At 72.7% G+C, this 25,756-nt stretch carries 24 protein-coding genes, 1 tRNA gene, 1 other RNA gene and 3 pseudogenes; 14 read left to right on the top strand and 15 right to left on the bottom strand.

What is annotated here, in order from left to right:
* Nucleotides 1-68: 68 nt before the first annotated feature.
* From BJF80_RS01550 to metX, 4 genes and pseudogenes are all read left to right on the top strand, one after another.
* Entirely contained in the window at nucleotides 69-1,049 is a 981-nt protein-coding gene (locus tag BJF80_RS01550) for a beta-propeller domain-containing protein (protein ID WP_075810962.1), read from the top strand.
* The gene (locus BJF80_RS01545) at nucleotides 986-2,059 is read left to right on the top strand and encodes a beta-propeller domain-containing protein (RefSeq protein ID WP_075810961.1); all 1,074 of its coding nucleotides are present in this window, start codon (nucleotides 986-988) and stop codon (nucleotides 2,057-2,059) included. The genes BJF80_RS01550 and BJF80_RS01545 overlap by 64 nt, the downstream gene beginning before the upstream one ends.
* Nucleotides 2,060-2,408: 349 nt before the next feature.
* Nucleotides 2,409-3,745: pseudogene (locus tag BJF80_RS01535) on the top strand (bifunctional o-acetylhomoserine/o-acetylserine sulfhydrylase).
* A gap of 1 nt (nucleotide 3,746) precedes the next feature.
* Nucleotides 3,747-4,937: a homoserine O-acetyltransferase MetX gene (gene metX, locus BJF80_RS01530; RefSeq protein ID WP_075810959.1), complete on the top strand. Its 1,191-nt coding sequence runs from the start codon at nucleotides 3,747-3,749 to the stop codon at nucleotides 4,935-4,937.
* A gap of 225 nt (nucleotides 4,938-5,162) precedes the next feature.
* On the opposite strand, the gene BJF80_RS01525 is transcribed toward metX, so the two are convergent.
* A complete protein-coding gene (locus BJF80_RS01525) occupies nucleotides 5,163-6,299 on the bottom strand; it encodes a hypothetical protein (protein ID WP_075810958.1) in 1,137 nt (378 codons plus the stop codon).
* Nucleotides 6,300-6,399: 100 nt separating this feature from the next.
* On the opposite strand from BJF80_RS01525, the gene BJF80_RS01520 reads away from it, so the two are divergent.
* From BJF80_RS01520 to BJF80_RS17440, 3 genes and pseudogenes are all read left to right on the top strand, one after another.
* The gene (locus BJF80_RS01520; RefSeq protein WP_075810957.1) at nucleotides 6,400-6,891 is read left to right on the top strand and encodes an NfeD family protein; all 492 of its coding nucleotides are present in this window, start codon (nucleotides 6,400-6,402) and stop codon (nucleotides 6,889-6,891) included.
* A 51-nt stretch (nucleotides 6,892-6,942) separates the two neighbouring features.
* On the top strand, nucleotides 6,943-8,259 hold the full coding sequence (locus tag BJF80_RS01515; protein WP_075810956.1) for an SPFH domain-containing protein: 1,317 nt from the start codon (nucleotides 6,943-6,945) through the stop codon (nucleotides 8,257-8,259).
* Between the two features lie 195 nt (nucleotides 8,260-8,454).
* Nucleotides 8,455-8,935: pseudogene (locus tag BJF80_RS17440) on the top strand (amidohydrolase family protein); the annotation flags it as partial.
* Here the strand turns inward: BJF80_RS17440 and BJF80_RS01505 are convergent.
* The 4 genes from BJF80_RS01505 to BJF80_RS01490 all read right to left on the bottom strand — a co-directional run bounded on the left by BJF80_RS01505 (nucleotide 8,934) and on the right by BJF80_RS01490 (nucleotide 13,478).
* A complete protein-coding gene (locus BJF80_RS01505) occupies nucleotides 8,934-10,643 on the bottom strand; it encodes an alpha-glucosidase (protein WP_075810954.1) in 1,710 nt (569 codons plus the stop codon). The pseudogene BJF80_RS17440 and the gene BJF80_RS01505 sit on opposite strands and share 2 nt — an antisense overlap.
* A gap of 93 nt (nucleotides 10,644-10,736) precedes the next feature.
* Nucleotides 10,737-11,264: a gluconokinase gene (locus BJF80_RS01500; protein WP_075810953.1), complete on the bottom strand. Its 528-nt coding sequence runs from the start codon at nucleotides 11,262-11,264 to the stop codon at nucleotides 10,737-10,739.
* A complete protein-coding gene (locus tag BJF80_RS01495) occupies nucleotides 11,261-12,700 on the bottom strand; it encodes a GntP family permease (protein ID WP_075810977.1) in 1,440 nt (479 codons plus the stop codon). Before BJF80_RS01495 ends, BJF80_RS01500 begins: the two co-directional genes overlap by 4 nt.
* Nucleotides 12,701-12,830: 130 nt before the next feature.
* A complete protein-coding gene (locus BJF80_RS01490; protein ID WP_075810952.1) occupies nucleotides 12,831-13,478 on the bottom strand; it encodes an IMPACT family protein in 648 nt (215 codons plus the stop codon).
* A gap of 44 nt (nucleotides 13,479-13,522) precedes the next feature.
* Between BJF80_RS01490 and BJF80_RS01485 the strand changes: the two genes are divergently transcribed.
* The 3 genes from BJF80_RS01485 (at nucleotide 13,523) to BJF80_RS01475 (ending at nucleotide 15,134) form a co-directional block, all read left to right on the top strand.
* Nucleotides 13,523-14,194 carry a copper resistance CopC family protein gene (locus tag BJF80_RS01485; RefSeq protein WP_158068452.1) on the top strand — a complete coding sequence of 224 codons (672 nt, stop codon included), beginning with the start codon at nucleotides 13,523-13,525 and terminating at the stop codon, nucleotides 14,192-14,194.
* Between the two features lie 141 nt (nucleotides 14,195-14,335).
* On the top strand, nucleotides 14,336-14,578 hold the full coding sequence (locus tag BJF80_RS01480) for a DUF3073 domain-containing protein (RefSeq protein ID WP_075810950.1): 243 nt from the start codon (nucleotides 14,336-14,338) through the stop codon (nucleotides 14,576-14,578).
* Between the two features lie 25 nt (nucleotides 14,579-14,603).
* The gene (locus BJF80_RS01475) at nucleotides 14,604-15,134 is read left to right on the top strand and encodes a hypothetical protein (RefSeq protein WP_075810949.1); all 531 of its coding nucleotides are present in this window, start codon (nucleotides 14,604-14,606) and stop codon (nucleotides 15,132-15,134) included.
* 24 nt (nucleotides 15,135-15,158) lie between these two features.
* Here BJF80_RS01475 and purM read toward each other — a convergent pair whose 3' ends face one another.
* The 9 genes from purM to ffs form a co-directional block, all read right to left on the bottom strand.
* Nucleotides 15,159-16,265, bottom strand: a complete 1,107-nt coding sequence (purM, locus tag BJF80_RS01470) for a phosphoribosylformylglycinamidine cyclo-ligase (RefSeq protein ID WP_075810948.1) — start codon at nucleotides 16,263-16,265, stop codon at nucleotides 15,159-15,161.
* 101 nt (nucleotides 16,266-16,366) lie between these two features.
* A complete protein-coding gene (locus tag BJF80_RS01465) occupies nucleotides 16,367-16,789 on the bottom strand; it encodes a hypothetical protein (RefSeq protein WP_075810947.1) in 423 nt (140 codons plus the stop codon).
* A 134-nt stretch (nucleotides 16,790-16,923) separates the two neighbouring features.
* Nucleotides 16,924-18,504 (bottom strand): amidophosphoribosyltransferase, encoded by a 1,581-nt coding sequence (purF, locus tag BJF80_RS01460; protein WP_075810946.1) that lies wholly within the window; start codon nucleotides 18,502-18,504, stop codon nucleotides 16,924-16,926.
* A gap of 61 nt (nucleotides 18,505-18,565) precedes the next feature.
* Entirely contained in the window at nucleotides 18,566-18,781 is a 216-nt protein-coding gene (locus tag BJF80_RS01455) for a hypothetical protein (RefSeq protein ID WP_075810945.1), read from the bottom strand.
* Between the two features lie 5 nt (nucleotides 18,782-18,786).
* Nucleotides 18,787-19,038 (bottom strand): hypothetical protein, encoded by a 252-nt coding sequence (locus BJF80_RS01450; RefSeq protein WP_143553928.1) that lies wholly within the window; start codon nucleotides 19,036-19,038, stop codon nucleotides 18,787-18,789.
* A gap of 79 nt (nucleotides 19,039-19,117) precedes the next feature.
* Nucleotides 19,118-20,548: a cell wall-binding repeat-containing protein gene (locus tag BJF80_RS01445; RefSeq protein WP_075810944.1), complete on the bottom strand. Its 1,431-nt coding sequence runs from the start codon at nucleotides 20,546-20,548 to the stop codon at nucleotides 19,118-19,120.
* Between the two features lie 190 nt (nucleotides 20,549-20,738).
* The gene (locus BJF80_RS01440) at nucleotides 20,739-21,098 is read right to left on the bottom strand and encodes a sterol carrier family protein (protein WP_075810943.1); all 360 of its coding nucleotides are present in this window, start codon (nucleotides 21,096-21,098) and stop codon (nucleotides 20,739-20,741) included.
* The gene (locus tag BJF80_RS01435; protein WP_075810942.1) at nucleotides 21,098-22,345 is read right to left on the bottom strand and encodes an arginine deiminase; all 1,248 of its coding nucleotides are present in this window, start codon (nucleotides 22,343-22,345) and stop codon (nucleotides 21,098-21,100) included. The genes BJF80_RS01440 and BJF80_RS01435 overlap by 1 nt, the downstream gene beginning before the upstream one ends.
* Before the next feature lie 77 nt (nucleotides 22,346-22,422).
* Nucleotides 22,423-22,517: signal recognition particle sRNA small type (gene ffs, locus BJF80_RS01430), an RNA gene on the bottom strand.
* A gap of 96 nt (nucleotides 22,518-22,613) precedes the next feature.
* On the opposite strand from ffs, the gene BJF80_RS01425 reads away from it, so the two are divergent.
* Nucleotides 22,614-22,698: transfer RNA gene (locus BJF80_RS01425), tRNA-Ser, on the top strand.
* A gap of 89 nt (nucleotides 22,699-22,787) precedes the next feature.
* On the opposite strand, the pseudogene BJF80_RS01420 reads toward BJF80_RS01425, so the two are convergent.
* Nucleotides 22,788-24,382 (bottom strand): annotated as a pseudogene (locus tag BJF80_RS01420) (helicase HerA-like domain-containing protein).
* Between the two features lie 24 nt (nucleotides 24,383-24,406).
* Between BJF80_RS01420 and BJF80_RS01415 the strand changes: the two are divergent.
* The 3 genes from BJF80_RS01415 to BJF80_RS01405 are packed head-to-tail and all read left to right on the top strand — an operon-like array spanning nucleotide 24,407 to nucleotide 25,749.
* On the top strand, nucleotides 24,407-24,718 hold the full coding sequence (locus BJF80_RS01415; RefSeq protein WP_022925877.1) for a type II toxin-antitoxin system VapB family antitoxin: 312 nt from the start codon (nucleotides 24,407-24,409) through the stop codon (nucleotides 24,716-24,718).
* A gap of 27 nt (nucleotides 24,719-24,745) precedes the next feature.
* Complete coding sequence (locus BJF80_RS01410) at nucleotides 24,746-25,273, top strand: LytR C-terminal domain-containing protein (protein ID WP_143553767.1); 528 nt, start codon at nucleotides 24,746-24,748, stop codon at nucleotides 25,271-25,273.
* Nucleotides 25,270-25,749, top strand: coding sequence for an SRPBCC family protein (locus tag BJF80_RS01405; RefSeq protein WP_075810940.1), 480 nt, complete (start codon nucleotides 25,270-25,272; stop codon nucleotides 25,747-25,749). Before BJF80_RS01410 ends, BJF80_RS01405 begins: the two co-directional genes overlap by 4 nt.
* The last annotated feature ends 7 nt before the right edge of the window (nucleotides 25,750-25,756 follow it).

The following is a 25,756-nucleotide window of genomic DNA, read 5'->3' as shown; positions in this document are numbered from 1 at the left end:
CTGACCGAAGCACCACCCCCCGGCGAGACTCGTCGCCGAGCCCCGCCCTCTCCCGCCTGGAGACCGCCATGACACCGACGTCAGGCCGCCGCACCGCCCTCATCGCCCCGCTGCTCGCCGTGCCTCTCGCGCTGGCGGCCTGCAGCCCCGCCGACCTCGTCGCCCCGCCCGCCGCCGGCGCGGCCGAGCTCACCGACTTCGGTTCGTGCGAGGAGCTGCTCGACTACTTCCAGGAGCACGCGCTGGAGCGGGTGGGTCCGTGGGGCTTCGGCGGCGGAGGCTGGTTCGGCGCCGACGACATGGTGATGGAGGACTCCGGCGACATGGCCGCCGAGGACTCGGCAGCGGGATCGGCGGAGAGCGCCGCCTCCGGCACCGCCCAGGAGGGCACCGACTTCTCCGGCACCAACAACCAGGAGGAGGGTGTCGAGGAGCCAGACGTGGTGCAGACCGACGGCGAGATCGTCGTCACCACCCACGCGGGGCGACTGGTGGTCGTCGACGTCGCCACGTCGGCGCAGGTCGGTTCGGTCCGACTCCCGGGCCGCGACACCGGCTCCGAGGCCGAGCTGCTGCTGGACCGGGAGAACGACCGCGTGCTGGTGCTCACCCGGGAGTGGAGCGGCGGCTCCTCGCCGCTGCCGACGATGGACGGCCTGTCCACCTACCCCGCCTTCGAGGCGGTCCGCACCGTGGTGACGCTGGTGGACGTCTCCGACCCGACCGCTCCCGCCGCGGGCGGCACCATCCGGCTGGAGGGTGACTACCGCTCGGCGCGGATGCACGACGGCACCGCGCGGGTGGTCATGGTCACCCCTCCCCCGGGCCTGGCCCTGGCCCAACCACGCAACAGCTCGCTCACCGCAGAGGACGAGGCGGAGGAGCGCAACCGGGAGATCATCGAGTCCTCGACCCTCGACGACTGGCTGCCGCACCTGCAGACCATCCAGGCACCCGCGGCGACGACACCGACACCACCAGGGCCGTGCCGTGCGAGGACATCGCCCGCCCGCCCGACTTCTCCGGCCTGTCGACGATGTCGGTGCTGACCTTCGACCTCGCGCAGTCCCAGCTCGACGTCAGCTCGGCGACCGGCGTCGTCGCCTCCGGCTCCACGGTGTATGCCTCCGCCGACCGCCTCGTCGTCGCCACCAGCCCGTGGGAGGCGTGGGCGCTCGCGGACGGCTCCGACGCGGTGCTCCCCCGCGACGCCGGGACGGCCGGCACCGCGCTGCACACCTTCGACCTGACCGATCCCGGCTCCACCGACTACGTCGCTTCGGGGTCGGTCGAGGGCCGCATGCTCAACCAGTTCAGCCTGGACGAGGCCGACGGCGTCATCCGCGTCGCGACCACGACCGACGCGCGGGGCAGCACACCGTCGTCGAGCTCGCTCGTCGTGCTCGCCGAGGAGGGTGACCGGCTCGTCGAGCAGGGCCGCGTCGACGGTCTCGGCGAGACCGAGCGGATCTACGCGGTGCGCTACCTCTCGGCCGACACCGCGGCCGTCGTGACCTTCCGGGAGACCGACCCGCTCTACCTCGTCGACACCTCCGACCCCACCGCGCCCGAGGTCACCGGTGAGCTCAAGATCCCCGGCTACTCGGCATACCTGCACCCGGTCGGTGAGGACCTCCTGCTCGGCGTCGGGCAGGACGCGACCGAGCAGGGCCGGACCACCGGGCTACAGGTCTCGCTCTTCGACATCTCCGACCCGGCCGCGCCGACCCAGGTCGCCAAGCAGACCTGGAAGGACCACTCCTCGCAGGCCGAGCACGACCACCGGGCCTTCCGCTACTGGCCGCAGACCGGGCAACTCTTCCTGCCCGCCGACGCCTGGACCGAGGAGAGCGAGTGGACGGGCGTGATCTCCGCGAGCCTGGACGGGACCGCGCTCGACCAGGGTCCGCGGCTGCAGCTGGGCGGCAGCTCGGCGGCCGGCTGGGACTGGGCGCGCCGCACGCTCGTCATCGACGATCGGCTGTGGGTGCTCGGCGAGGACACCCTGCACGTCGCGGACCTGGCCACGCTGGAGCCGGAGGGGACGGTCGACCTCTGACCCACTCTGCACCCTCGTGCGATTCTGCGGTATGCCTGGGGCGAGTCGCCCTTCTCCTGCCCGACGCCCAGCGAAACAAAGAATCCTTGTTGACGTGGGATGGTGACGCAGATACTGCGGAAGGTCCGGCTCCAGGCATACCTGCAGCGCATTGACTTCGTCCTGCGCCTGCTGCTTCACTGGCGTCATGACGACCTGCTCCGGCCGAATGCGCCGCTGCTGAGCCCACCCCTCGCAGCCGACGCGCCGACGCACGCATCATCGTCCAGCCTCGTCCTTCCCGCTGCTGAGGCGGGCTCAGCAGAGTGACCACCCACCCTGCACCCCGCTCGAGCGAGAAGAGACTCAGATGGCTACCTACACCGACTTCGCCACCCGGCAGATCCACGCCGGCCAGACCCCCGACTCCCAGACCGGCGCGCGGGCGCTGCCGATCTACCAGACCACCTCCTACGTCTTCGACGACGCGGACCAGGCCGCGGACCGGTTCGCGCTGGCCGAGCTGGGCCCGATCTACACCCGCATCACCAACCCCACCACCGAGACGGTGGAGAACCGCATCGCCGACCTCGAGGGCGGCGTCGGGGCGCTGCTCCTGGCCTCCGGCTCCTCCGCCGTGACCCTCGCGATCCTCAACGTCGCCGGGGCGGGTGACCACGTCGTCTCCTCCCCCAGCCTCTACGGCGGCACGCAGAACCTCTTCGCCCACACCCTGCCCCGGCTCGGCATCGAGGTCACCTTCGTCGAGGACCCGACCGACCCCGAGCAGTGGCGGGCGGCCGCGCGCCCCACGACCAAGGCGTTCTTCGGCGAGACCATCGCCAACCCCAGCAGCGACGTCCTGGGCACCCGGGCCGTCGCCGACGTCGCGCACGAGGTCGGCGTCCCGCTCATCGTGGACAACACGGTCGCCACGCCCTTCCTGTCCCGCCCGATCGAGCACGGCGCCGATGTCGTGGTCCACTCCGCCACCAAGTTCCTCGGTGGCCACGGCACGTCGATCGCGGGGGTCATCGTCGACGCCGGGCGCTTCGACTACGGCGCCGAGCCGGGCCGCTTCCCCGGCTTCACCGAGCCGGACCCCAGCTACCACGGCCTGGTGTATGCCGAGGCGCTCGGCGAGGGCGGGGTGCTCGGGGCCAACGTGTCCTACATCATCAAGGCCCGGGTGCAGCTGCTGCGCGACCTGGGCCCGGCGGTCTCGCCGTTCAACGCCTTTCTCATCGCCCAGGGCCTGGAGACGCTGTCGCTGCGGATCGAGCGGCACGTCGCCAACGCGCAGCGGGTCGCGGAGTGGCTGACCGGGCAGGAGCAGGTGAGCTCGGTCGCCTACGCCGGGCTCCCCGACCACCCCTCGCACGCCCGCGCCCAGGCATACCTGCCGGGCGGTGCCGGCGCCGTCCTCGCCTTCGAGATCGAGGGTGGCGCGACGCAGGGCGCGCCTTCGTCTCCGCGCTGGAGCTGCACAGCCACGTCGCCAACATCGGCGACGTGCGCTCCCTGGTCATCCACCCCGCGAGCACCACGCACTCCCAGCTCACGCCGGAGGCGCAGGCAGCAGCCGGGGTGACGCCCGGACTGGTGCGGCTCTCGGTGGGCATCGAGGGGATCGAGGACATCCTGGCCGACCTGGAGCGCGGCTTCGCCGCCGCCTCCGCCGCCCGCCGCGACCCCGAGGCCGCCTGAGATGGCCGCCCTCCCCGGCCCGGAGCCGGCGCAGCCCCCTCCCGCCCCGCGCACCCGGCGGCGCACCCAACCCGTCGGCGACCTGACCCTGGAGTCGGGTGAGGTCCTCGAGGACGTGCGCGTCACCTACCAGACGTGGGGCCGGCTCAACGCCGACCGCAGCAACGCGGTCCTCGTCCTGCACGCGCTCACCGGCGACAGCCACGTCGTCGGGGACCGCGGCCCGGGCCAGCCGACCTGCGGCTGGTGGCCGGGGCTCATCGGGCCGGGCGCCCCCCTGGACACCGACGAGTGGTTCGTCGTCGCACCCAACGTGCTCGGCGGCTGCGGCGGCACGACCGGCCCGTCCTCGGCCGCGCCGGACGGGCGCCCCTACGGCAGCTCCTTCCCCCGGGTGACGGTCCGGGACCAGGTGCGGGCCGAGGCGCTGCTGGCCGACCGGCTGGGCATCCCCGCCTTCGCGCTGGTCGTCGGCGGCTCCGTCGGGGGTATGCGCTCGCTGGAGTGGGCGGCGACCTTCCCCGGTCGGGTGAAGCGGTGCGTGGTGCTCGCCGCGAGCGCTGCCGCGAGCGCGGACCAGATCGCGTGGTCGGTCCCGCAGCTGCACGCGATCCGGCTCGACCCGGCCTTCCACGGCGGCGACTACTACCCCGGCCCCGGCCCGCGCGCCGGGCTCGAGATCGCCCGGCAGATCGCGCACACGACCTACCGCTCGGCGACCGAGCTGGCGCTGCGCTTCGGCGGCGACGCCCAGGAGGGCGAGCAGCCGCTGCGCGGCGGCCGGTATGCCGTCCAGTCCTACCTGGAGCACCACGGCCGAAAGCTGGTGCGCCGGTTCGACCCCAACGCCTACCTCACCCTCACCGAGGCCATGAACAGCCATGACGTCGGGCGGGACCGAGGCGGCGTGGCGGCCGCGCTGCGGCGGATCACCGCCGAGCTGACGGTGGCCGTCGTGTCCAGCGACCGCCTCTTCACCCCGGCCGAGGGAGAGGTGGTCGCGACCGCGCCGGCCTGCCGGGAGCTCGCCGTCATCGACAGCCCGTACGGCCACGACGCCTTCCTCATCGAGACCGAGCAGGTCTTCGCGATCATCGCCCGCGCGCTGGCCGGTGACCGCCCGGCGGGGGACTGCCCCGCGCAGGCCGAGCAGGCGCAGTCCCCTCGCCTCGTCGGCACAGGCCTCTGGTAGGAGCGGGCCCGTCCCACCCCGGCCCACCACCTCACCCCACCTGGGCAAGGCTGTGCACCAGATGCAGCACTCTCGACCGTGTTTTCGGTGCATACCCTTGCCCAGGTCGCCAGGGCCGGTGGGGAGCCTGGCCTGCGGTGCATACCCTTGCCCAGGTCGACGGGGCGCGTGGGGCTTGTCCCGCCAACCCCACCGACGCCGGCCAGCCGACCCCGAGCAGGAGCCTCACAGCCCTGTGGGCTCGGCCAACCAGTCGACCTCCGCGCAGACGGCGCCGGGCACGAGCCCGGCGAGGGCCACGGTCGCCGCCGCGGTGGGGTTCACCACCCGGTAGCCGATCGAGGTGACGACCAGGCCGTCCTGCTCCTCCACCGTGAAGGGCTCGCCCTCCAGGCCGGGCGGCAGCCCCAGCGCGTCGGACCACCCGACGCTCTCGGTCGTGGGCCAGGTCTCTGCGAGCGCCACCCGGGCAGCCGCGTCGGCGCGGGCCGCCTCGGGGCCGACGCCCTCCTCGTGGACGAGCTCGAGGGTCGCCTCGCGGCCGGTGAAGGCCAGACTCCAGGCCCGGGGCGAGCGCAGGTCGTCGACCCTCGTGCCACCCACGGCGACCTCCTGCTCCTCGACGGTCGCGTCGACACCGAGGGCGGCTGGCCAGGACAGGCAGCCGGGCATGACGAGCCTGCTCTCCGCCTCCCCGTCAAGCAGCGCGGCAATCTCGCCGCGGCTCGCGAGCGGCGCGTCCGTGGCCTCGCCCCGCACCAGGAGGTGCACGTCGCGCAGCACGGTCGCGCCGGCCACGCCGGGCACCCCGTCACGGGTCGCCCGGTCCAGGCCCGCCAGATCCAGGTCGTCACGCAGCCGCAGCGCGAGCCCGTCGGCGTCCTCGTCGCCGGCCCAGCGCACCTCCCACAGCGCGTCGTCCTGGGTGACGGCATACCGCAGCCGCAGCCGACTGTTCTCCGCGCGCAGCGCACCGTCGGTGAGCAGCACGGTGCTGGACCCGACGGAGCGCCAGAAGGCGATCGTGTCCGTCTGGAGGCTTCCGCTGGTCAGGTCGGCGGCGCCCAAGCGGTCCTTGATCGCCGCCCAGTCCGTCACGGTGAGGTATGCCGTGTCCGCCGGCGCCAGCGCGAGCGCCGCCGCCTCCGGGCCAGGGTCGGGCTGGGGCGCGGGCGCGGGCGCGGAGGTCGAGGTGGTGATGGCTCCCGCCTCAGCCTCGGGATCGACCGTGGCCGAGTCGACGACGTCCGGGGAGGGGGCGGTGCCTCCGGGATCGGTGGTGGAGGCCAGCGGGACGCTGCTGCCGCCGCACGCAGCGACCAGCAGCGGGGCGACGACGACGGTGATCCAGCGGCCTCTCACGCACCTCAGTCTGCCCGCCGTGAGCCATGGCAGGGAACCGGCCGCGCCGCTGCTGCGTCCACGCCGTAGGCTGGACCACCACAGGGGAAAGGAGCCCACGATGCCGGAGTGGTTACGAGACGCGCAATGGCTGTGGTGGGTCGGTGCGGCCCTGGCCTTCGGGATCGTCGAGATGACGACCCTGGACCTGCTCTTCCTCATGCTTGCGCTGGGCGCGCTCGTGGCGGCGATCGTCGCGGGCACCGGCCTCGGTCTCCTCTGGCAGGTGCTGCTCTTCGCCGTCGCCTCCGGGCTGTTCGTCTTCGCGCTGCGCCCGGTCGCGCTGAAGTACCTCCGCCTCGAGGGCAGGGGCGGCAAGATGGGCATCGAGGGCAACATCGGGCAGACCGCGACCGTCCTGGAGCCGGTCTCCGACCGCGACGGGCTCGTCAAGCTGCGCGGCGAGGACTGGACCGCCCGGTCCGAGCTGGAGGGGCAGACCTTCGCCACCGGTGACCTCGTCACCGTGGTCCGCATCGACGGTGCCACCGCTGTCGTCACCGCGGCCACCCCCGAGGACAAGCCCTTCGACCTCGAACCGCCCACCATGTGACGCCGTGGCGCGTCCCCGCATACCTCTCGCTCACCCCACCAAGGAGACCTGATGGATCCCATCACCCTCATCGTCTGGGCCGTCGTGCTGCTGCTGGCGCTCTTCGTCGTGGTCGCGATCGCCCGGGCGATCCGCATCGTGCCGCAGGCGACCAGCGTCATCGTCGAGCGCCTGGGCAAGTACGACCGCACCCTCGACGCGGGGCTGCACTTCCTCGTGCCCTTCATCGACCGGCCGCGCTCGGTGGTCGACCTGCGCGAGCAGGTCGTGAGCTTCCCGCCGCAGCCGGTGATCACCAGCGACAACCTGGTCGTCTCGATCGACACGGTCATCTACTTCCAGCCCACCGACCCCAAGGCGGCGACCTACGAGATCGCCAACTACATCCAGGGCATCGAGCAGCTCACCGTCACCACGCTGCGCAACGTCATCGGCTCGCTCGACCTCGAGCAGACGCTGACCAGCCGCGACATGATCAACGGCCAGCTGCGCGGCGTGCTGGACGAGGCGACCGGCCGCTGGGGCATCCGCGTCAACCGGGTCGAGCTCAAGGCGATCGACCCGCCCGCCAGCGTGCAGGACTCGATGGAGAAGCAGATGCGCGCCGAGCGTGACCGGCGCGCCGCGATCCTCAACGCCGAGGGTGTCAAGCAGAGCCAGATCCTCACCGCGGAGGGTGAGAAGCAGGCCCAGATCCTCCAGGCCGAGGGCACCGCGCAGTCCGCGATCCTGGAGTCCCAGGGTGAGGCCCGCGCGATCCTGCAGGTCTTCGACGCCATCCACAAGGGCAACCCGGACAGCAAGCTGCTGGCCTACCAGTACCTCCAGATGCTGCCCGAGATCGCCAAGGGCGACTCCAACCAGATGTGGGTCGTGCCGACCGAGCTCACCGCCGCTCTCTCCGGGATCGGCAACGCCCTGGGCGGCGCCCGTCCCGGCGACACCGCGGCGCTGGACGCCCCCTCGCAGGGGATCAGCTCCGAGGCCGGCGACATGGGCCTGGACGACATGGACGCCCCCACCCTGGAGGACCCGCGCGAGGCGCTGCGCCGGGCCCGCGAGGAGGCGCAGGGCGCCACCCGCGACGCGGAGACCACGACCTCGTCGCGCTCCCGCGAGGAGGCCGACAAGGCGATCGCCGAGGCTGCGGAGAAGGCCAAGCGCGCCGCGACCGGTCAGCCCTCCGCCGACCAGCCCGACGAGCTGGGCGAGCTGCAGCAGCCGGAGCAGGTCGCTCCCGACCTCGGCCAGCAGGCCGGTGCCGACCAGCCCGACGCGCAGTCCCAGCCGCAGCCGGACCACGAGGCGGAGCCGTGGGAGCGGCCCGAGGATCAGGGCCAGCCGTGGAAGCGGGACGACCAGGGCTGACCACCGACTGCCGAGCACCGAGACGGGGCGCGACCACCACGGTCGCGCCCGTCCCGCGTCCGCGGGCCCGCTGCCGAGGTTGGACCCATGTGGATCACCGCGCGCGCCCGTGGGCCGGAGCACCGGCCGATATTCTGATCGAGGGCGAGCCGATCGCGCAGGTATGCCCGCGCGAGAGCGGCGCGGGAGCGCCCGGGCGTGAGGGCGACCCGCGGCACCACCCGGGTGCGCTCCTTCGCCCAGGTCGACGCGGACTGCGGGCTGGAGCGGCTGAAGGCGGTGCTCGCCACGCGGGAGCAGCACCGGGACCGCGCGGACGTGCAGGTCATCGCCCTCGCGGAGGCCGGGCTGCTGCGCGAGCAGGGCTCGGTGGAGGTGCTCGAGGAGGCGCTGCGCGCCGGCGCGACGTGGTCGGCGGGATCGACCCGTGCTCGCTGGACCGCGACCCCGGACCGCGGCCCTGGTCGAGCGGTTCGCCGAGCTCGACGTCGCCACCGCGACGGTCGCGCCGGGCGGGCGGCAGACGCTGCCGCTGGTCGCGCTGGCCGAGGCCGGCGTCCGGGTCGGGCTGGGCGAGGACGGGCAGCGCGACTCCTGGTCGCCCTACGGCAACGCGGACATGCTCGACCGCACCTGGCAGCTCGCCTTCACCCACGGCTTCCGCGCCGACGCGCTCAGCCTCGTCTGACCAGCGCGACCGACTCCCAGCCCAGCAGCACGCCGCCGTCCTGCACACCCGCGGCGGCCTCCGGTGAGGTCGAGATCGCCACGTCCGCCTCACGCCAGCCGTCGAGCAGGTCCTCCGGCAGGCTGATCGGCTCCCGGGTGAAGGAGGCCAGGGTCAGCAGCCGGGCGTCGCCGAAGTCCCGGCCGAAGGCCCACAGGTCGGGATGCTCCATCGCCAGCGGCGTGACGCCGCCGCGCGCCACGACCGGCTCGTCGTGCCGCAGCGCGATGAGCGCGCGGTAGTGCTCGAGGACAGACCCGGCCACCCCCACCTGGGCCCGCGCGTTGATCTCCGTGTGGTTGAGGTTCACGCCGATCCACGGCTCGCCCTCGCTGAAGCCTGCCCCGGGGCCGGCCGTCCACTGCACCGGCGTCCGGGCGTTGTCGCGACCCACCTCACGTACCCCCGGCAGCAGCTCCTCGACGGAGGCGCCGCCCGCCTGCCGCTCGGCGAGGTGGTTGAGCGACTCGATGTCGCGCAGCTCCTCGGGACCGGCGAAGGGGAGGTTGGTCATCCCCAGCTCCTCGCCCTGGTAGACGTAGGGCGTGCCGCGCAGCGTGTGCAGGACGGTCGCGAGCGTCTTTGCCGAACGCTCCCGCCAGACCGGGTCGTCGTCGCCGAAGCGGGACACGGCTCGGGGTTGGTCGTGGTTGTCCCAGTAGAGGCTGTTCCAGCCACGCTCGGCCAGCCCGGTCTGCCAGCGCATGAGGCTCTCACGCAGCTGCGGCATCGTCACCGGCACCCGGTCGAACTTCCCGCCCGGCCCGATGCCGAGGTCGACGTGCTCGAACTGGAAGACCATGTCCACCTCCTGCCGCTCCGGGTCGGTGTAGCGGCGGGCCTCGTCGACGTCGACGCCAGGCATCTCACCGACGGTGAGGAAGGCGCGGGGATGCTCGGCGAAGACCTCCTGGTGCATCTCGTGGAGGAACTCGTGCATCCGCGGCCCGTCCACCACCGCGTGGGAGGCGTCGCCGTCGGTGAGGGTCGCGGGCTTCGAGACGAGGTTGATGACGTCCATGCGGAAGCCGTCCACCCCGCGGGCCAGCCACCACCGCATCATCGCGTAGACCGCCTGCCTGACCTGCTGGTTCTCCCAGTTGAGGTCGGGCTGCTTACGGCTGAACAGGTGGAGGTAGTACTCCCCCGTCGCCTCGTCCCAGGTCCACGCCGGGCCGGAGAAGAACGAGCGCCAGTCGGTCGGCTCGGCGCCCGGCTCCCCTCCGGTATGCCCCTCGCGCGGCGGGCGCCACCAGTACCAGTCGCGCCGGTCGGACCCCCGGGAGAACCGGCTCTCCTCGAACCACGCGTGCTCGTCGCTGGTGTGGTTGACCACGAGGTCCATGACCAGCCGGATCCCCCGGGCGTGCAGCGCCGCGACCACCTCGTCCAGGTCCGCCAGCGAGCCGAAGACCGGGTCGACGTCGTGGTAGTCGCTGATGTCGTAGCCGTTGTCGTCCTGCGGGCTGCGGTAGACCGGGCTCAGCCAGACCACGTCGACGCCGAGGTGCTCCAGGTGGTCGAGGTGGTCCAGGACACCCCGCAGGTCCCCGATGCCGTCGCCGTCACCGTCGGCGAAGCTGCGGGGGTAGATCTGGTAGACGACGGCGGAGGTCCACCAGTCGCGGGGAAGGTGCTGGTCGAGAGCAGCAGGCATACCCGCCAGCCTAGGGGCGGGAGGGGCCGACCACACGCGGCGCTCGGTGGGGCCTGAGGCAACCACACGCGGCGCTCGGTGGGGTCTGAGGGGTCAGTCCCGGTCGAGCTGGGCCAGCACCATCCGCGCGATCCGCTCCGGCGGGTTGGCGACGTCGTAGACCGCGCCCCGTTCCTCGGCGCCCAGCGGCTCCAGCGTGTCGAGCTGCGACTCCAGCAGCGAGGGCGGCATGAAGTGGTCCCGCGAGCTCATCCGGTCCAGCAGCAGGCCCTTGTCACCGACGAGGTGGACGAACCACGTGCCGTCGCCACCGCGTCGCAGGATGTCGCGGTATGCCTCCCGCAGCGCCGAGCAGGTGAGGACCGTCGGCTCGCCACGGGCGTCCCGCTCGGCGGTCCAGGCGGCGAGCGCCTCCAGCCAGGGCCAGCGGTCCTCGTCGACCAGCGGTCGGCCGCTGGCCATCTTGGCGACGTTGGCCTCGGGGTGGAAGTCGTCGCCCTCGGCGAACTCCCAGCCCAGCCGTGCCTCCAGGGCCTGCGCGATCGTGGACTTGCCCGTGCCGGAGACCCCCATGACCACCAGGTGCAGGGGCTCGCCGGCCGGGTCCGGCAGCGGCGTCACGGGACCACGAACCAGACGAGCAGACCGATGAGGAAGATCGAGACGCCGAGGGTGGTCTCCAGCACCGTCCAGGTCCGCAGCGTGGTCTTGACGTCCATCCCGAAGAACCGGCTGACCAGCCAGAAACCGGAGTCGTTGACGTGCGAGAGCACGGTGGCGCCCGCGGCGATCGCCAGCACGAGGCAGGCGATCTTCAGGTCGGACAGGTCCGCCGCCGCGACACCGGCCGCCATGAGCCCGGAGGTCGTCGTCAGCGCCACGGTCGCCGAGCCCTGGGCCACCCGCAGCAGGGTGGCGATGAGGAAGGCCGAGACGATGAGCGGCAGCCCGAGGTCGGCCAGGCTCTCCGAGAGCGCGGCACCGATCCCGGAGTAGCGCAGCACCCCGCCGAACATGCCACCGGCGCCGGTGATGAGGATGATCGCGCAGATCGGCCCGAGGGCGTCGTTGAGCAGGCTCTCGACCGTGGCGAGCGAACGGCCCCGCGTGCCGAGGGTGTAGGTCGAGACCAGCAGCGTGATGAGCAGGGCCACCGGTGTCTGGCCGATGAAGACGAGGGCGTCCAGGATAGGGCTGTCGCCCAGCGTGCCCGCGGCCCGCAGCGTCTCGATGCTCGTGTTGAGCGCGATGAGGAAGAACGGCAGCAGCAGCAGCCCGATCACGGTGCCGAAGGAAGGTGGCGCCACCTTCTCCTCGCCCGAGGCGATCCGCTCCGCACGCTCGTCGTCGTCGCCGTCGTCGAGGTCCGAGGGCTCCCCCGAGACGGTGCCACGCAGGATCGTGTCGTTGATGGGGACGTAGACCCGCCCGGCGTAGCCGACGGTCACGAGGTGGACGCCGACGTACCACGCCACGAAGGCGGCCGGGATGCCGATGAGCATGCTCAGCCCGATCGACCCGCCCAGCTCGGTCGCCGCCGTGACCGGACCGGGGTGCGGCGGCACGATCGCGTGCATGGCGGCGAAGGCACCGGCGGCGGGGAGGGCATACAGGAGCACCGACCCGCCGAACTTGCGGGCGACCGAGAAGATGATCGGCAGGAAGACCATGAGGCCGGCGTCGAAGAAGATCGGTATGCCGAAGAGCAGCGCCGCGACGCCCAGCGCCAGGGGGGCGCGTTTCTCCCCGAAGCGGTTGATCATCGTGTCGGCGAGCACCTGCGCGCCTCCGGTGACCTCGAGGATCCGCCCGATCATCGCCCCGAGGCCGACGAGCAGCGCCACCGAGCCGAGAGTCGAGCCGAAGAAGCTGGTGGCGACGCCCGCGAGCTCCCGGAACGGGATGCCGGCCGCCAGGCCGGTGACGAGACTGACGGTGATGAGCGCCACGAAGGCGTGCATCCGGAGCGTGATGATGAGGAAGAGCAGGACCGCCACGGCGACCGCCGCGATGGTGAGCAGGGTCCCCGCTCCGTAGACGGGATCCATGGGCTCCATGAGCACCCCCGGGCGTGTCGACGACGTGGTCCCGACCACCCTAGACCGACGCTGCCGCCATGGCGCGGCCACGAGGGGCAGGGAGGTTTCGCGCCCGTGAGGCCGCGGTGCTGCTCGTCGGCGCCGCTGATCAGGTGTCGTCGGGCGCGTCGACCCAGCGGCGACGGGCGCTGGCGGCGACGACATCGGCCCGACCGCCGGAGAGCTCGGCCAGCAGGTCCGGCAACGAGGGCGCGTCCCGCACCGGGACCAGGACCGGCAGCGTGACCTCCTGGGCATACCGCGCCTCGCCGATGCTCACCCCTCGCGCCCGCAGGTCGTGCTCCAACCGGCCGGCCAGGTCGTGCCCGATGCGCACGTCGACCTCCTCGACGAGCACCCGGGTGAGCGGCACCGCCTGCTCCAACGCCTCGCGCACCGCGCCGCCGTAGGCCCGGGCGAGGCCGCCGGTGCCCAGCTTCGTCCCGCCGAACCAGCGGCTGACCACGGCGACGACGTCGGTGAGACCGGCGTGCGTGAGCGCCTCGAGCATCGGCATACCCGCGCTGCCGGCGGGCTCGCCGTCGTCGTTGCTCCGGACCACCGAGGCGTCCACGCCGAGCACGAAGGCGGAGCAGTGGTGCCCGGCGTCCCAGAGCGTCCGCCGGGCCTCGTCGACGACGCCCCGGGCATCGGCCTCGTCCTCCACCCGGCGCAACCAGCACTCGAAGACCGAGCGCCTGTCCTCCAGACGCGCCACCACCGGGGCGGCGAGGGTGCGGCAGGTCGTGGGCTCCACCTGGTGAGGGTATGCCGCCCAGCCTCGGCTCCTACACTGCAGCCATGGTCCTCACGCGCAGACTCCTCGCGGCCCTGCTCGCCGCCGGCTTCCTCACGGTCCCCGTGGCCGCCCAGGCCCACGACGAGCTGACCGGCAGCGAGCCCGCCGACGGCGACAGCGCCGAGGCGCCCGACGAGCTGACGCTGACCTTCAGCGGGGACATCGCGGAGGTCGGTGCGGCGGTCACCGTCACGGCCCCGGACGGGTCGTCGGTCACCGACGGTGAGCCCGAGGTCGACGGGACCGAGGTCGAGCAGGACCTCGTGGACGAGCTCGGCGACGGTGAGTATGCCGTGGCCTGGCGGGTGACCAGCGAGGACGGCCACCCCATCTCCGGTGAGTTCGCCTTCACCGTCGAGGGTGAGGGCTCGCCGACCGAGGAGGACGAGGACAGCTCGGCGGAGGCCACGTCCGAGGCCGCCGCGCCGGAGGAGTCGGCCGACGCCCCCCAGGAGAGCGACGAGGCCGAGCCGGCGCCGACACCGGAGGACACCGACTCCGCCGCGGCCGAGGAGGAGACCGGCGAGGAGACCACCGAGGACGCCGGCGAGACCTCGGGCGAGGCCGCCGCAGGGCCCACCGGGGTACCCGCATGGGCCTGGGCCGTGGTGGCCGTCGCCGCCGCGGGACTGCTCGGCATGCTGGCCTGGACCTGGCAGCGCGGACGCTCCTGACGGCGGTCCGGATGCGGGAGCACGGCCCCCTCTCATGTACCGTAGAGGCCACGGATTACACACATTCCCGGGCCGGCTCCGCGACCTGACTCGTCAGCCAGCGATGCCGCTCCGGCAGACTCGATGCAAGGGGGTCACGCCATGGGGCGCGGCCGGGCCAAGGCAAAGCAGATCAAGGTTGCACGGAAGCTGAAGTACTCAGCCCCCGACACCGACCTCTCGGCTCTCGAGCGGGAGTTGCACTCCACGCGTGGGGAGTTCGACTACACCCCGCCGAGCGAGGAGTCCGGCAGCGACAGCGATGACGACCTCGACTCCGAGGACGACCCCTACGCCGAGGACGAGGGAGACGACTACGGCTCCTGGGCCGCCGGCGGCCGTTGACACCGTCACTCCGGGGGGGCCGTCGGTGAGCACACGTAGCCGGCACGAGGCACGATGGACCCACGCCGACGCGAAGGCCACCGGTCGGTTGCCCCGCAACGCCTGGTGGATGCTGCCGCTGCTGTTGGCGCTGTGCCTGGTGGCCCTCTACGGCGGCTACCGCGTCTACATGGGCATCGCCACCATCACCTACGAGGTGCGCCAGTGCCAGGAACCGCTGACCGAGCAGTCCACCTGGGCCGACGTGCAGGCTGCGGCGTGCGAGCCGGCATCGGCCGACGCGCTGACCATGGCGCTCATGCGCGGTGAGGAGCGGGTGGAGCCGGACGGCGTCTCCGGGTCGGTCCTCACCTGGGAGGCGTGGGCGGTCAACTCCCCCGAGCACAGCGTGGACCTCGACCTGACGGAGCCCGCGGAGACCGTCGTCATCGGCGAGCCCGAGGCGCAGCGGGTGCGGGTGGCGCTGACCAGCGACGCGAGCGACACCCGCTGGGGCGGCTTCATCGGCGGTCGCGGGCCGACCTCCTACTGGGTGCTGGTGACCCCAGCCGGCTGACAAGACCTCGACTGCGGGAGCCGGTCAGGGGCGGTAGCTCCCGACGACGCGCACCGATCCTCCATCCACACCCTTGGCGCCCTGCACGACGTCGGCGTCCGGCTGCCCACCGTCGCCGCGCTCGACCGTGCCGATCGGCCAGGTATCGATGCCGGCCTCGGTGAGCAGGTCGACCGCCCGCTCGGCACGGTCGGGGTCGAGGACCGCGACGAAGCCCACCCCCATGTTGAGCGTCTGCTCCAGGTCCGGCTGCGGCACCTGCCCCAGCTCCTGGACGAGGGTGAAGACCGGCGGTGGCGTCCACGACCGCTCGATCGTGGCGAGCGTCCCGGCGGGCAGGACCCGAGCCAGGTTGGCCGCGAGCCCGCCCCCGGTGACGTGCGAGAGCGCGTGCAGGTCCTCCCGGAGGTCACGGACGAGAGCGAGCAGCGGGCGGGTGTAGATGCAGGTCGGCTCCAGGCACTCCTCCCCCAGCGTGCGGCCGAGCTCGGGCACCTGGCGGTCCCAGGCCCAGCCCGCGGCGGCCACGACCCGGCGGACCAGGGAGAAGCCGTTGCTGTGCAGGCCCGAGCTGGCCAGCGCCAGGACGACGTCGCCGTCGGCCACCCGGTGCGGCCCGAGCAACGCGTCGTGCTCGACCACCCCGGTCGCCGCCCCCGCCACGTCGTACTCCTGCGGGTCGAGCAGGCCCGGGTGCTCCGCGGTCTCGCCGCCGACAAGTGCGACACCCGCGAGCTCGCAGCCGCGGGCGATGCCCGAGACGATCGCCGCGATCCGCTCGGGGACGACCTGCCCACAGGCGATGTAGTCGGTCATGAACAGCGGCTCGGCCCCGCTGACCACGATGTCGTCGACCACCATGCCGACCAGGTCCTGCCCGATGGTGTCGTGCACGTCCACCGCCTGGGCGATCGCCACCTTGGTGCCGACACCGTCCGTGGAGGTCGAGAGCACCGGACGGCGCATGCCCTGCAGCGCGGAGGCGTCGAACATCCCGGCGAAGCCGCCGAGCCCACCGAGCACCTCCGGGCGCTGGGCCCGCCGGACCGACTCCTTCATGAGCTCCACCGCGCGGTCGCCGGCGTGGACGTCGACGCCGGCGCTGGCATACGTGATCGGCTGGTCGCTCATCAGGTGCGTTCCCTCAGGGGTCGGGGCGGGTGCGCCCCCAGGGTATGCCGCCGCTCACCGACGCAGGTGACCGGACCTGCCCCGTCGGCGAGCGCTGAGGCTCAGCCGTGCCCGCCGTCGCGGATCTCCTCGCCGTGCCCATCAGCCCCGGCACCACCGTGGTCGCCGTCGTCGGCGACTGCGGCGCGCTGACCGTCGCCGGCGTCGTCGCCCCTGCTGTCCGCGCCACCGTCGCCGTCCGTCGTCAGCGTGGCCTGGTCGGTCTCGAGCTGCTGCGGCTCCTCGTCGTCCCCGGCCACCCAGTCGCCCGGCTGCCGGAAGTCCTCGCCCGCGGCGACGTCGTGGTCGGCCGGGTCGTGCTCCCGGGCGAACTCCTCCTGCCGCCGACGGGTCTCCTCCGCCTCCTGCGCGTCGTGGTCCCCCGCGGCCGACGACGCACCGGGCGCGTCGTCGGCCGTCCCCTCCGGCTCGTGGGCGGCCTGGTCCTCAGGCTCCGGCGTGGTCTGGTCGTCGTGCTCGCTCATGGCTCCTCCGCATCCCGGGTCGCCGACCCGTCGCCTCGGACGCTAGACCTGGTTCCCCCCGACCGCGCGGCGAAGCGCCACGACGCCAGGAGCAGGCCCGGTGCGGCCGGGACGGCCGAGCGGGGTAGGCAGGCTCAGGGGCGGCGGACGGCGTCGGCGCCACCCGCGCCGGCGGTGACCCCGACCCGGTCGACGTCCAGGGTGCCGACCTCGGTCGGGTCGACATCGGCCTCGTTGACCGGGAACTGCAGCTCCAGGACGTCCTTGCCGAGCTGGTCCTCGGCCGGGAGCTCGATCGGGTAGTCACCCGAGAAGCACGCCGTGCACAGCGCGGCCCGGGGCTGCTCGGTGGCCGCCACCATCCCGTCCTCGCTGATGTAGCCCAATGAGTCCGCTCCCACGGAGGCGCAGATGTCGGCCGCCTGCAGCCCGGTGGCGATGAGCTCGGCGCGGGTGGCGAAGTCGATGCCGTAGAAGCACGGCCAGCGCACCGGCGGGGAGGAGATCCGTACGTGCACCTCCGCGGCCCCGGCCTCCCGCAGCATCCGCACCAGCGCCCGCTGCGTGTTGCCCCGCACGATCGAGTCGTCGACGACCACCAGCCGCTTGCCCTTGATGACGTCGCGCAGCGGGTTGAGCTTGAGCCGGATCCCGAGCTGCCGGATCGTCTGGCTGGGCGCGATGAAGGTCCGGCCGACGTAGGCGTTCTTCACCAGCCCCTGGCCGTAGGGGATGCCGGACTCCTCGGCATACCCGATGGCTGCCGGGGTGCCCGACTCCGGGGTCGGCATGACCATGTCCGCCTCGACCGGGTGCTCGCGCGCGAGCTGGCGTCCCATCTCGACCCGGGAGTCGTAGACCTGCCGCCCGGCGATCGTGGTGTCCGGCCGCGCGAGGTAGACCCACTCGAAGACGCACCGCTTCGGGGCCGCCTGCGCGAAGCGGCTCGAGCGCAGGCCGTTCTCGTCGATGGCGATGAGCTCACCCGGCTCCACCTCACGGACCACCGAGGCGCCGACGATGTCCAGCGCGGCGGTCTCCGAGGCGACCACCCAGCCACGCTCCAGCCGACCCAGGACGAGCGGGCGCACCCCCTGCGGGTCGCGCGCGGCATACATCGTGCCCTCGTCGCAGAAGACGAGCGAGAAGGCGCCGCGCAGCTGCGGCAGCACCCGCATCGCCGACTCGTGCAGCGACAGGTCCGGGTCCGAGGTCAGCAGCCCGGTGACGATGGCGGTGTCCGTCGTGTTGCCCCGCCCGACCTCGCCGGCGGAGCGGCTGAGATCGCCGCCCAGCGCCTCGCGGAGCAGGTCACGGAGTTCGGCGGTGTTGATGAGGTTGCCGTTGTGCGTCAGCGCGACCGTGGCGTCCGTGGTCCCCCCGAGCGTCGGCTGGGCGTTCTGCCACGAGTTGCGCCCGGTCGTGGAGTAGCGGCAGTGGCCGACCGCGAGGTGCCCCTGGAGCGAGGCGAGCGCGGACTCGTCGAAGACCTGGCTGACCAGCCCCACGTCCTTGTAGACCACGAGGCGCTGCCCGTCGCTGGTCGCGATGCCGGCCGCCTCCTGGCCGCGGTGCTGCAGGGCGTAGAGGCCGAAGTAGGTGAGCTTGGCGACCTCCTCGCCCGGCGCCCACACCCCGAACACCCCGCAGGCGTCCTGGGGCAGGCGCTCCTCGGGGAGCAGGTCGTGCGAGAGCCGTCCGTCAGCGCGAGCCACGCGGCCATGCTCCCACAGCCGGTATGCCCGTCGCACCCGGCCGAGGCGGCCGCGCGGGGCGTCAGGAGCCGAGCCGCGGGCGGTCGGCGACGAGGAAGGCCAGGGCACCGACGGCCACCCCGGTGCCACCCCCGATGAGCGCGAAGATGAGGTATTCCTCGAGCCCGTTGACGTAGGGGACGTCGCGTCCGACGACCGCCACCAGCAGGGCGATCAAGGCACCGAGGACTCCCCCGGTGCCGAGGAACCGGGGCAGGCGTGGGTGACGGGGCGCCACGACGGTCAGCGGCGACCGCTGCGGTCGACGACGAGGTAGACGATCGCGGCGAGCAGACCGCAGAAGATCGCACCGGTGGCCCCCAGCAGGATCGCCTGCTGCCCGGCGGTGCTGCCCGGCGCGTCCGGGCGCGTCAGCGAGGTCACGACCCCCACGACCAGACCCAGCACCGCCCCCGCGACGAGGAAGCGGTTGAGCTGGGGACGCCGGTGCACGGGCGTGCGCGAGGGGTCGTCCGGGGTCTGGGCGGAGGCCATCACCCCAGTATCCGTCAGGACGGCGAACGGCGCGGCAGCCGGGTGGCTGCCGCGCCGCTGCGTCACGGGACGCCGGACCTCACCCCTGGGGGATGTTGCTCTCGCTCGACCCTGCGCCGGAGCGCTCGGTCGGGTCGGCGAGCCCGCCGACCAGGCCCAGCAGCTGGGTCTTGACGGTGTCGTGCACCGCCACCTCGCCGCCGACGATGGTGATGAGCGGGAACGAGAAGCCGGTGATCAGCCGCTCGACCTCGTCCAGCACGCCGACGGGGACCGCCTCCGGACGGGTCAGCGCCACGCCGGCGCCGGTCCGCGCGGCGACCGGCACGGCGGTCAGGCTGTCCGGGAAGTCCTGACCGGTGGCGACCAGCACCTTGCCCTCGGCCGGGAACTGCTCGAGCACCTGCTGGGCCGTCGCGTAGCGGTCGGTGCCGCTGTAGCGGGTCCAGGGCACACCCCCGGCGACGTCGTCGAGCACGTCGTCGGTGAGGACCGTGGTGCCTCCGGCCGCGTAGACGTCGTCGAAGGACAGCGCGCCGAGTGCCGCGTCCGTGGCCGGCGGCACCTCGTCGTGCTTGACCAGCACCAACGGCGCCTGGTGCCGCGCGGCGAGCGCGCTGAGCACCAACGCGTCCGGGAAGTCCTGGCCCGAGGCGACGAAGAGCTCGGCCGAGCTGTCCTGCACCACGCGTTGCGCGATCTCGCCGGCGGTGCCGTAGCGGTCGGACCCGGAGACCCGCTCCACGGTCGCGCCCGGGAGCGCGGCCTGGACGTCGGCCAGCACCTGGTCCTCGACGGCGGTGGTCCCGCCGACGACGTAGACCGAGGTCGGCATGAGCCGTGTCAGCTCGTCCACGGTGGCGGTGGGCAGCCCACCGGGGTTGGTGAGCAGCAGCGGGGCGCCCAGCTGCGCGGCCCAGGGGGCGGCGGTGAGCGCGTCCGGATAGGCTTTGGCGGTGGCAATCACGGCCGTGTCGGCCATGACGAACTTCTGCTCCGAGAGCATCGCCGCGGTCTCGATCCGCGTCGGGCCGCCGATCCGCTCGACATCGAAGGTGCACGGGCCGTCGACGTCGTCGGGGTAGAAAGGATCCTCGCTCATCAGGGTGGAGACATCGTTGTCGTCCGCGTCGACGTCGCTGATCTGGATCCCGACCCCCGGGGCGCCGTGGCCGTAGAGGCCGACGAACGAGAGGAAGGCGTGCAGGTCGCGGGTGGCGCCCACCTCGACCTCGAGGGTGCGGCTGTCCATCAGCGTGCCGTCGTCCCAGACCTCGAAGCGCACCCGGTCGAAACCGGCGACGTCGTCGGTGGTGCCGGTGATCGTGGCGTCGATGGCGTACTCGTTGCGGCTGCAGTCGTCGTTGACGAACTGCACGCCGGCGATCTCGTAGTCGCCGAGCGTGGCGGCGAAGGCCGGTACGGCCCCGGCCAGTGCGGTCGTCCCGAGGGCGAGCGCGGCGCCGGCCGCGATCCCCGCCCGTCGACGGACCAGTGGTGTGGTGGGCATGGTGCTTCTCCTTCACGGTCCGGTCAGCACTGACCGGTGACGCCGGGAGGTCCCTCGCCTCCGCCGGGGCGTCGGCGCTACAGAGGGCGCACACCGACCTCAGATACCGGTGCTCGTCGGGACCCGGTCGAGCTCGTGCGCGTCCACGAGGCGCTGCGGGACCCGGACGACGACAGAGGCTGAGCCGCCCTCAGCGCAGCGGGAGGTATGCCGAGAGGTCGGCCCGCTGCCCCGACGCACGCACCGCGCCGCTCGCCACAGCCTCGGCCCAGGTGGCGCGGCCTGTCACCAGCGCGAGCCAGGTCTGCGGATCGGTCTCGACGACGTTCGTCGGCGTCCCGCGCGTGTGCCGCGGCCCCTCGATGACCTGGGCGGCGGCATACGGCGGGACGCGGACCTCGACCGACCGCCCGGGGGCGCGCGCGGCCAGCTCCTCGATCGTGTAGCGCACCGCGGTGGCGAGCATCCCGCGGGCCGGCTCCTCCCCCGCCTCCCAGGCGGCGAGCGCCTGCTCGCCCGCGGCCGGGTCGATCCGGCGCCGCGGCGGCATCAGGTGAGCGGGTCGCGCTCGACCGGGCAGGACATACAGCGCGGTCCGCCCCTGCCCCGGCCAAGCTCGGAGCCGTCGATCTCGAGGACCTCCACCCCCTGCTCGCGCAGGTGGGCGTTGGTGACCGTGTTGCGGCGGTAGCCGACGACGACCCCGGGCTCCAGGGCGAGCACGTTGCAGCCGTCGTCCCACTGCTCGCGGGCCGCGGCCCGCGGGTCCTGGTCGGCGGCCAGCACCCGGAGACGCTCCAGCCCCAGGCCGCGGGCGATGACCTGCTCCATCTGCTCCGGCTCGTGCCGCTCGATCGACAGGTGCAGGTCCGCGGGGTCGGCGTCCTGCTCGCCCTCGGCCGCGGTGATCGTCCACGAGGTGAGGTCGGGCAGCCCGAGGTAGCGGGTGAAGGTGCGCTCGTCGACCATCGTCATCACCGTGTCCAGGTGCATGACGGCCCTCGCCTTGGGCATGTCGAGGGCGACCACCCGCTCCGCCTGGCCGGAGGCCAGCAGCCGGCGCGCCAGCCGCTCCACGCCCATGGCGGTGGTCCGCTCGGAGAGCCCGACGAGCACCATGCCGTTGCCCGGCACGAGGATGTCTCCGCCCTCGGCCGTGGCGGGCCCGTCGTCCACGCCGTGGCTCCACCACTGCATCCCCGCCTCGGCGAACATCGGGTGGTAGCGGTAGATCGCGTCGTAGTGCACGGTCTCCCGGCGGCGCGCCTTCTTGTGCATGGAGTTGACCGCCACGCCGGAGTAGGCCCAGGCGGAGGTGTCCCGGGTGAACAGGTGGTTGGGCAGCGGCGCCAGCACGGAGTCGTGCGTCCCGAACTGCTCGATGACCACCGAGCTGGGGCTGCCGATCCGCTCGAGGACCTCGGCCTTGGTGATGCCGCCGATGAGGTGGGTCGCCAGCTCGGCGTCATCCATCTCGTCGAACATCGCGCGCAGCTCCTCGGCGGCCTGCGGGCCGACGTGCCGCTCGTCCAGGCTGTGGCCGAGCACGTGGCCGCGCGCCTCGGGGACCGCGAGCGACTCCCGTAGCAGCGCGTCGAAGTGGTGCACCGTCACGCCCCGCTCGCGCATCACCTGGACGAAGTAGTCGTGCTCCTCCTGCGCCTTCTCCACCCAGAGGATCTCGTCGAAGAGGTAGCGGTCCTTGTTGTCCGGCGTCAGGCGGTGCATCTCCAGCCCGGGCCGGTGGACGATCACCTGACGCAGCCGACCGACCTCGGAGCCGACGTGGAAGGGCATGAGCGGGGTCCTTTCGCAGGGGTGCGGACATCCTGCCATGCGGGGCGAGGGCGCCGCTCGGGCCACGGACCAGGACGTGAAGAACCCCTCGCGCACCTGGAAGAGCTCGGTTGCCCTTGCTGCATTCCTGCCCTGGGGGAGTTCACCGAGGTACCACCGCACGAGGGGTCCGGCACCGAGTCTAGGCGTTCGCCACGGCCCCTCCAAGCCGGCGGGTCGGCCCACCAGGATTAGGGTCGCTGCCTCGCTCTCGGCTATCCTTCTCGGCGGAGGATTCGCATAGCGGCCTAGTGCGCACGATTGGAAATCGTGTTGGGATAAAACCCTCGGGGGTTCAAATCCCCCATCCTCCGCCGATGTCCTCATCTCAGGACAGGAGAAACCCCCGGACCCTCGGTCCGGGGGTTTCGTCGTCCGCCCTCGGGTGTGCGGGCGGTATGCCTCAGCGCCGTCGGGTCCCGAAGATCGACCGGCTGATCTCCCGCCCGATCACGGTCCCGGCCGAGCGCAGCATGGAGCGGAACGCGGTCGAGGAGACGACCTGCTCCACCATGCCCCTTTCCTCGCCCCTCTCTTCACCACGCCGTGACCGGCTGCCGCCCGCCTGCTCACGCGCACCGGCCTGCGCCGCGGCGTCCTCGGCCTCCTGTGCCTCAGCGGCGTCGGCGCCCGGGTCGCCTCCTCCATGCGCGCAGCCAGCATCTCGTACGCCGACTCGCGGTCAAGCGGCTCGGCATACTTGCCCGCCAACGCCGAGCCGGCGACCGCGGTGCGCACGACCTCCTCGTCCGAGGGCCCGATCTGACCCTGCGGCGCGCGGAGCATCGTCCGCGCGACCGGGGTCGGCGCCCCCTCCTCAGAGAGCACGGTGACCACCGCCTCCCCGGTGCGCAGCGAGGTGAGGACCTCCTCGAGGTCGTAGTCGCTGGTCGGGAACGTCGAGACGGTCGCCTTGAGCGCCTTGGCGTCGTTGGGGGTGTGCGCACGCAGCGCGTGCTGCACCCGGTTGCCCAGCTGGGCGAGCACCGAGTCGGGCACGTCCTTGGGGGTCTGGGTGACGAAGAAGACGCCGACGCCCTTGGAGCGGATGAGCCGGACGGCCTGCTCCACGGCGTCGAGGAAGGCGTCGGAGGCGTCGTCGAAGAGCAGGTGCGCCTCGTCGAAGAAGAAGACGAGCTTGGGCTTGTCCGGGTTGCCCACCTCGGGCAGGTCCTGGAAGAGCTCGGCGAGCAGCCACATGAGGAAGGTGGAGAAGAGCACCGGCTTGTCCTGGACGCCGGGCAGCTCGAGCAGCGAGATGACGCCGGTGTCGTCGGGGGTGGTGCGCAGCAGGTCGGCGGTCTCGAACTCCGGCTCGCCGAAGAAGACGTCACCGCCCGCGGCGGACAGGGCGATGAGCTCGCGCAGGATGACCCCGGCGGTGGAGGTCGCCAGTCCGCCGAGTCCCTTGAGGTCCTCCTTGCCCTCGTCCGAGATGAGGTGCTGGATGACCGCGATGAGGTCCTTGAGGTCCAGCAGCGCCAGCCCCTGCTGGTCCGCCCAGTAGAAGATGAGCCCGAGGCTGGACTCCTGGGTCTTGTTGAGCTGCAGCACCTTGGCCAGCAGCGTGGGCCCGAAGGCCGTGATGGTGGCCCGCACCGGGGTGCCCGCCCCGTGCCCGCCGAGGTTGAGCAACTCGACGGGGTAGGCAGAGCCGGTCCAGTCCTGACCGAGCTCGCCCATCCGCTCCTCGATCTTGCCCCCGCCCCCGGCCGGCGTGGCCAGGCCCGTCAGGTCGCCCTTGATGTCGGCGAGGAAGACCGGGACGCCCGCGTCGGAGAGCTGCTCGGCGAGCACCTGCAGCGTGACGGTCTTGCCGGTCCCGGTGGCCCCGGCGACCAGCCCGTGCCGGTTCATCGAGCCGAGCGGCAGCCGGACGACCGCCTCGCTCACCACGCTGTCGCCGTCCGCCCCCACAGCCCCACCCAGCACGATGCTCGGGTCGGTGAAGGTGTAGCCCTCGCGGATGCGGTCGATCTGGCTGCTCTGCTCGCTCACATAGCAGACTCTAGACTGCGCCGCATGATCTTCAAGGGCGTGGGCGAGACGCGGCCATACCCCTCCCACGGCCTCGACGAGCCCGGTGACTGGGCACACCTGCCGCCCCGGATGCTGCGGCTGGACGAGCTCGTGACGACCCGTGCCGAGCTGGACCTGCGGGCCCTGCTGTCGGCCGACTCGACGTTCTACGGCGACATCTTCTGCCACGTCGTGAAGTGGCACGACGTGCTCTACCTCGAGGACGGTCTGCACCGGGCGCTCCGGGCCGCGCTGCAGGGCCGGCCCGCAGTGCACGGGCGTGTCCTCGACCTGGATGCCGCGCCGACTCGCTAGCCTGCTGCGGTCGGAAGGAGCCTCGGCGTGGGATACGTGCGCACGGCTGGTATGTCCACCGCCGCGCGTCGGGCGCGGCGCCGGGCAGCCATGGTCATCGTCGGTCTGCTGGCCGTCCTGGGGCTCGCGCTGCTCGTCGCGCTGGCGACGATGCAGGGGTGGTTCGGCCTCGGGGGTGGCGAGACGGACGAGAGCCAGACCACGGTCGCGGTGCCGACCCCCACCCTGGAGGCGGAGGACGTCGTCGTCAACGTCTTCAACTCGACCGGGACCACCGGTCTGGCCGGACGGGCGAGCGACGGGCTGACCGCCCGCGGCTTCACCGTGGACGGGGTGGACAACTCCGACGCCGACATCGAGGGACCCGGCCAGATCCTGCACGGCGCCTCCGGTGCCGAGGCGGCGCAGCTGCTGGCCGACGCGCTGCCGCAGGAGGTCGAGCTGGTCCAGGACGAGCGGGAGGACGAGAGCCTGGACCTCGTCCTCGGCGAGGCGTGGGAGGACCTGCCCGCCGCGGAGGACACCGACGCCGAGCAGACCGGGGACGAGCGGTGAGCGACACCCACGAGGTCTCGGTCGCCCGCCGCGTCGAGGCCTCCCCCACCACGGTGTGGGACGTCATCACCGACCTCGAGCACGCGCAGGAGCGGCTCTCCCAGGTGACCGACCTGCACGTCATCACCACCGGCCCGTATGCCGTGGGCACCGGCTGGCGCGAGACCCGCCGGATGATGGGCGCCTCCGACACCCAGGAGATCTGGGTGGTCGACAACGACCCGGAGCGGCGCACCGAGACCGAGGCGAGGTCGCGCAACACCGTCTTCCGGACGGTGCTGGAGCTGGAGCCGCTCGAGGAGGGGGCGGCGACGCAGCTGTCGATCAGGTTCAGCGCGGGCACCACCGACCCCAACGCGCTGCAGCGCCTCGCGCTGCGCGCCGTGGGGCCCCTGGGCCTGAAGATGACCGAGAAGGCGTTGCGCACCGAGCTCGCCGACATCGCGGCCGCCGCGGAGGCTCTCGACGCCGACTGACGTCCCC

The sequence above is a fragment of the Serinicoccus sp. CUA-874 genome, from assembly GCF_001942225.1.
In the GTDB taxonomy this organism is placed as follows: domain Bacteria; phylum Actinomycetota; class Actinomycetes; order Actinomycetales; family Dermatophilaceae; genus Ornithinicoccus; species Ornithinicoccus marinus.
The sequence above is the reverse complement of the archived record's forward strand: the minus strand, read 5'-3'. Positions and strand labels throughout refer to the sequence as shown.

Bases quoted from the DNA above. Each gene is read 5' to 3' on its own strand.
- BJF80_RS01480 (WP_075810950.1), top strand. From the start codon at position 14,336: ATGGGGCGCGGCCGGGCCAAGGCAAAGCAGATCAAGGTTGCACGGAAG.
- BJF80_RS01505 (WP_075810954.1), bottom strand. From the start codon at position 10,643: ATGCCTGCTGCTCTCGACCAGCACCTTCCCCGCGACTGGTGGACCTCC.
- BJF80_RS01415 (WP_022925877.1), top strand. From the start codon at position 24,407: ATGATCTTCAAGGGCGTGGGCGAGACGCGGCCATACCCCTCCCACGGC.
- BJF80_RS01485 (WP_158068452.1), top strand. From the start codon at position 13,523: ATGGTCCTCACGCGCAGACTCCTCGCGGCCCTGCTCGCCGCCGGCTTC.
- BJF80_RS01465 (WP_075810947.1), bottom strand. From the start codon at position 16,789: ATGAGCGAGCACGACGACCAGACCACGCCGGAGCCTGAGGACCAGGCC.
- BJF80_RS01435 (WP_075810942.1), bottom strand. From the start codon at position 22,345: ATGCCCTTCCACGTCGGCTCCGAGGTCGGTCGGCTGCGTCAGGTGATC.
- BJF80_RS01450 (WP_143553928.1), bottom strand. From the start codon at position 19,038: ATGGCCTCCGCCCAGACCCCGGACGACCCCTCGCGCACGCCCGTGCAC.
- BJF80_RS01495 (WP_075810977.1), bottom strand. From the start codon at position 12,700: ATGGAGCCCATGGATCCCGTCTACGGAGCGGGGACCCTGCTCACCATC.
- metX (WP_075810959.1), top strand. From the start codon at position 3,747: ATGGCCGCCCTCCCCGGCCCGGAGCCGGCGCAGCCCCCTCCCGCCCCG.
- BJF80_RS01550 (WP_075810962.1), top strand. From the start codon at position 69: ATGACACCGACGTCAGGCCGCCGCACCGCCCTCATCGCCCCGCTGCTC.
- purM (WP_075810948.1), bottom strand. From the start codon at position 16,265: ATGAGCGACCAGCCGATCACGTATGCCAGCGCCGGCGTCGACGTCCAC.
- BJF80_RS01520 (WP_075810957.1), top strand. From the start codon at position 6,400: ATGCCGGAGTGGTTACGAGACGCGCAATGGCTGTGGTGGGTCGGTGCG.
- BJF80_RS01445 (WP_075810944.1), bottom strand. From the start codon at position 20,548: ATGCCCACCACACCACTGGTCCGTCGACGGGCGGGGATCGCGGCCGGC.
- BJF80_RS01515 (WP_075810956.1), top strand. From the start codon at position 6,943: ATGGATCCCATCACCCTCATCGTCTGGGCCGTCGTGCTGCTGCTGGCG.
- BJF80_RS01440 (WP_075810943.1), bottom strand. From the start codon at position 21,098: ATGCCGCCGCGGCGCCGGATCGACCCGGCCGCGGGCGAGCAGGCGCTC.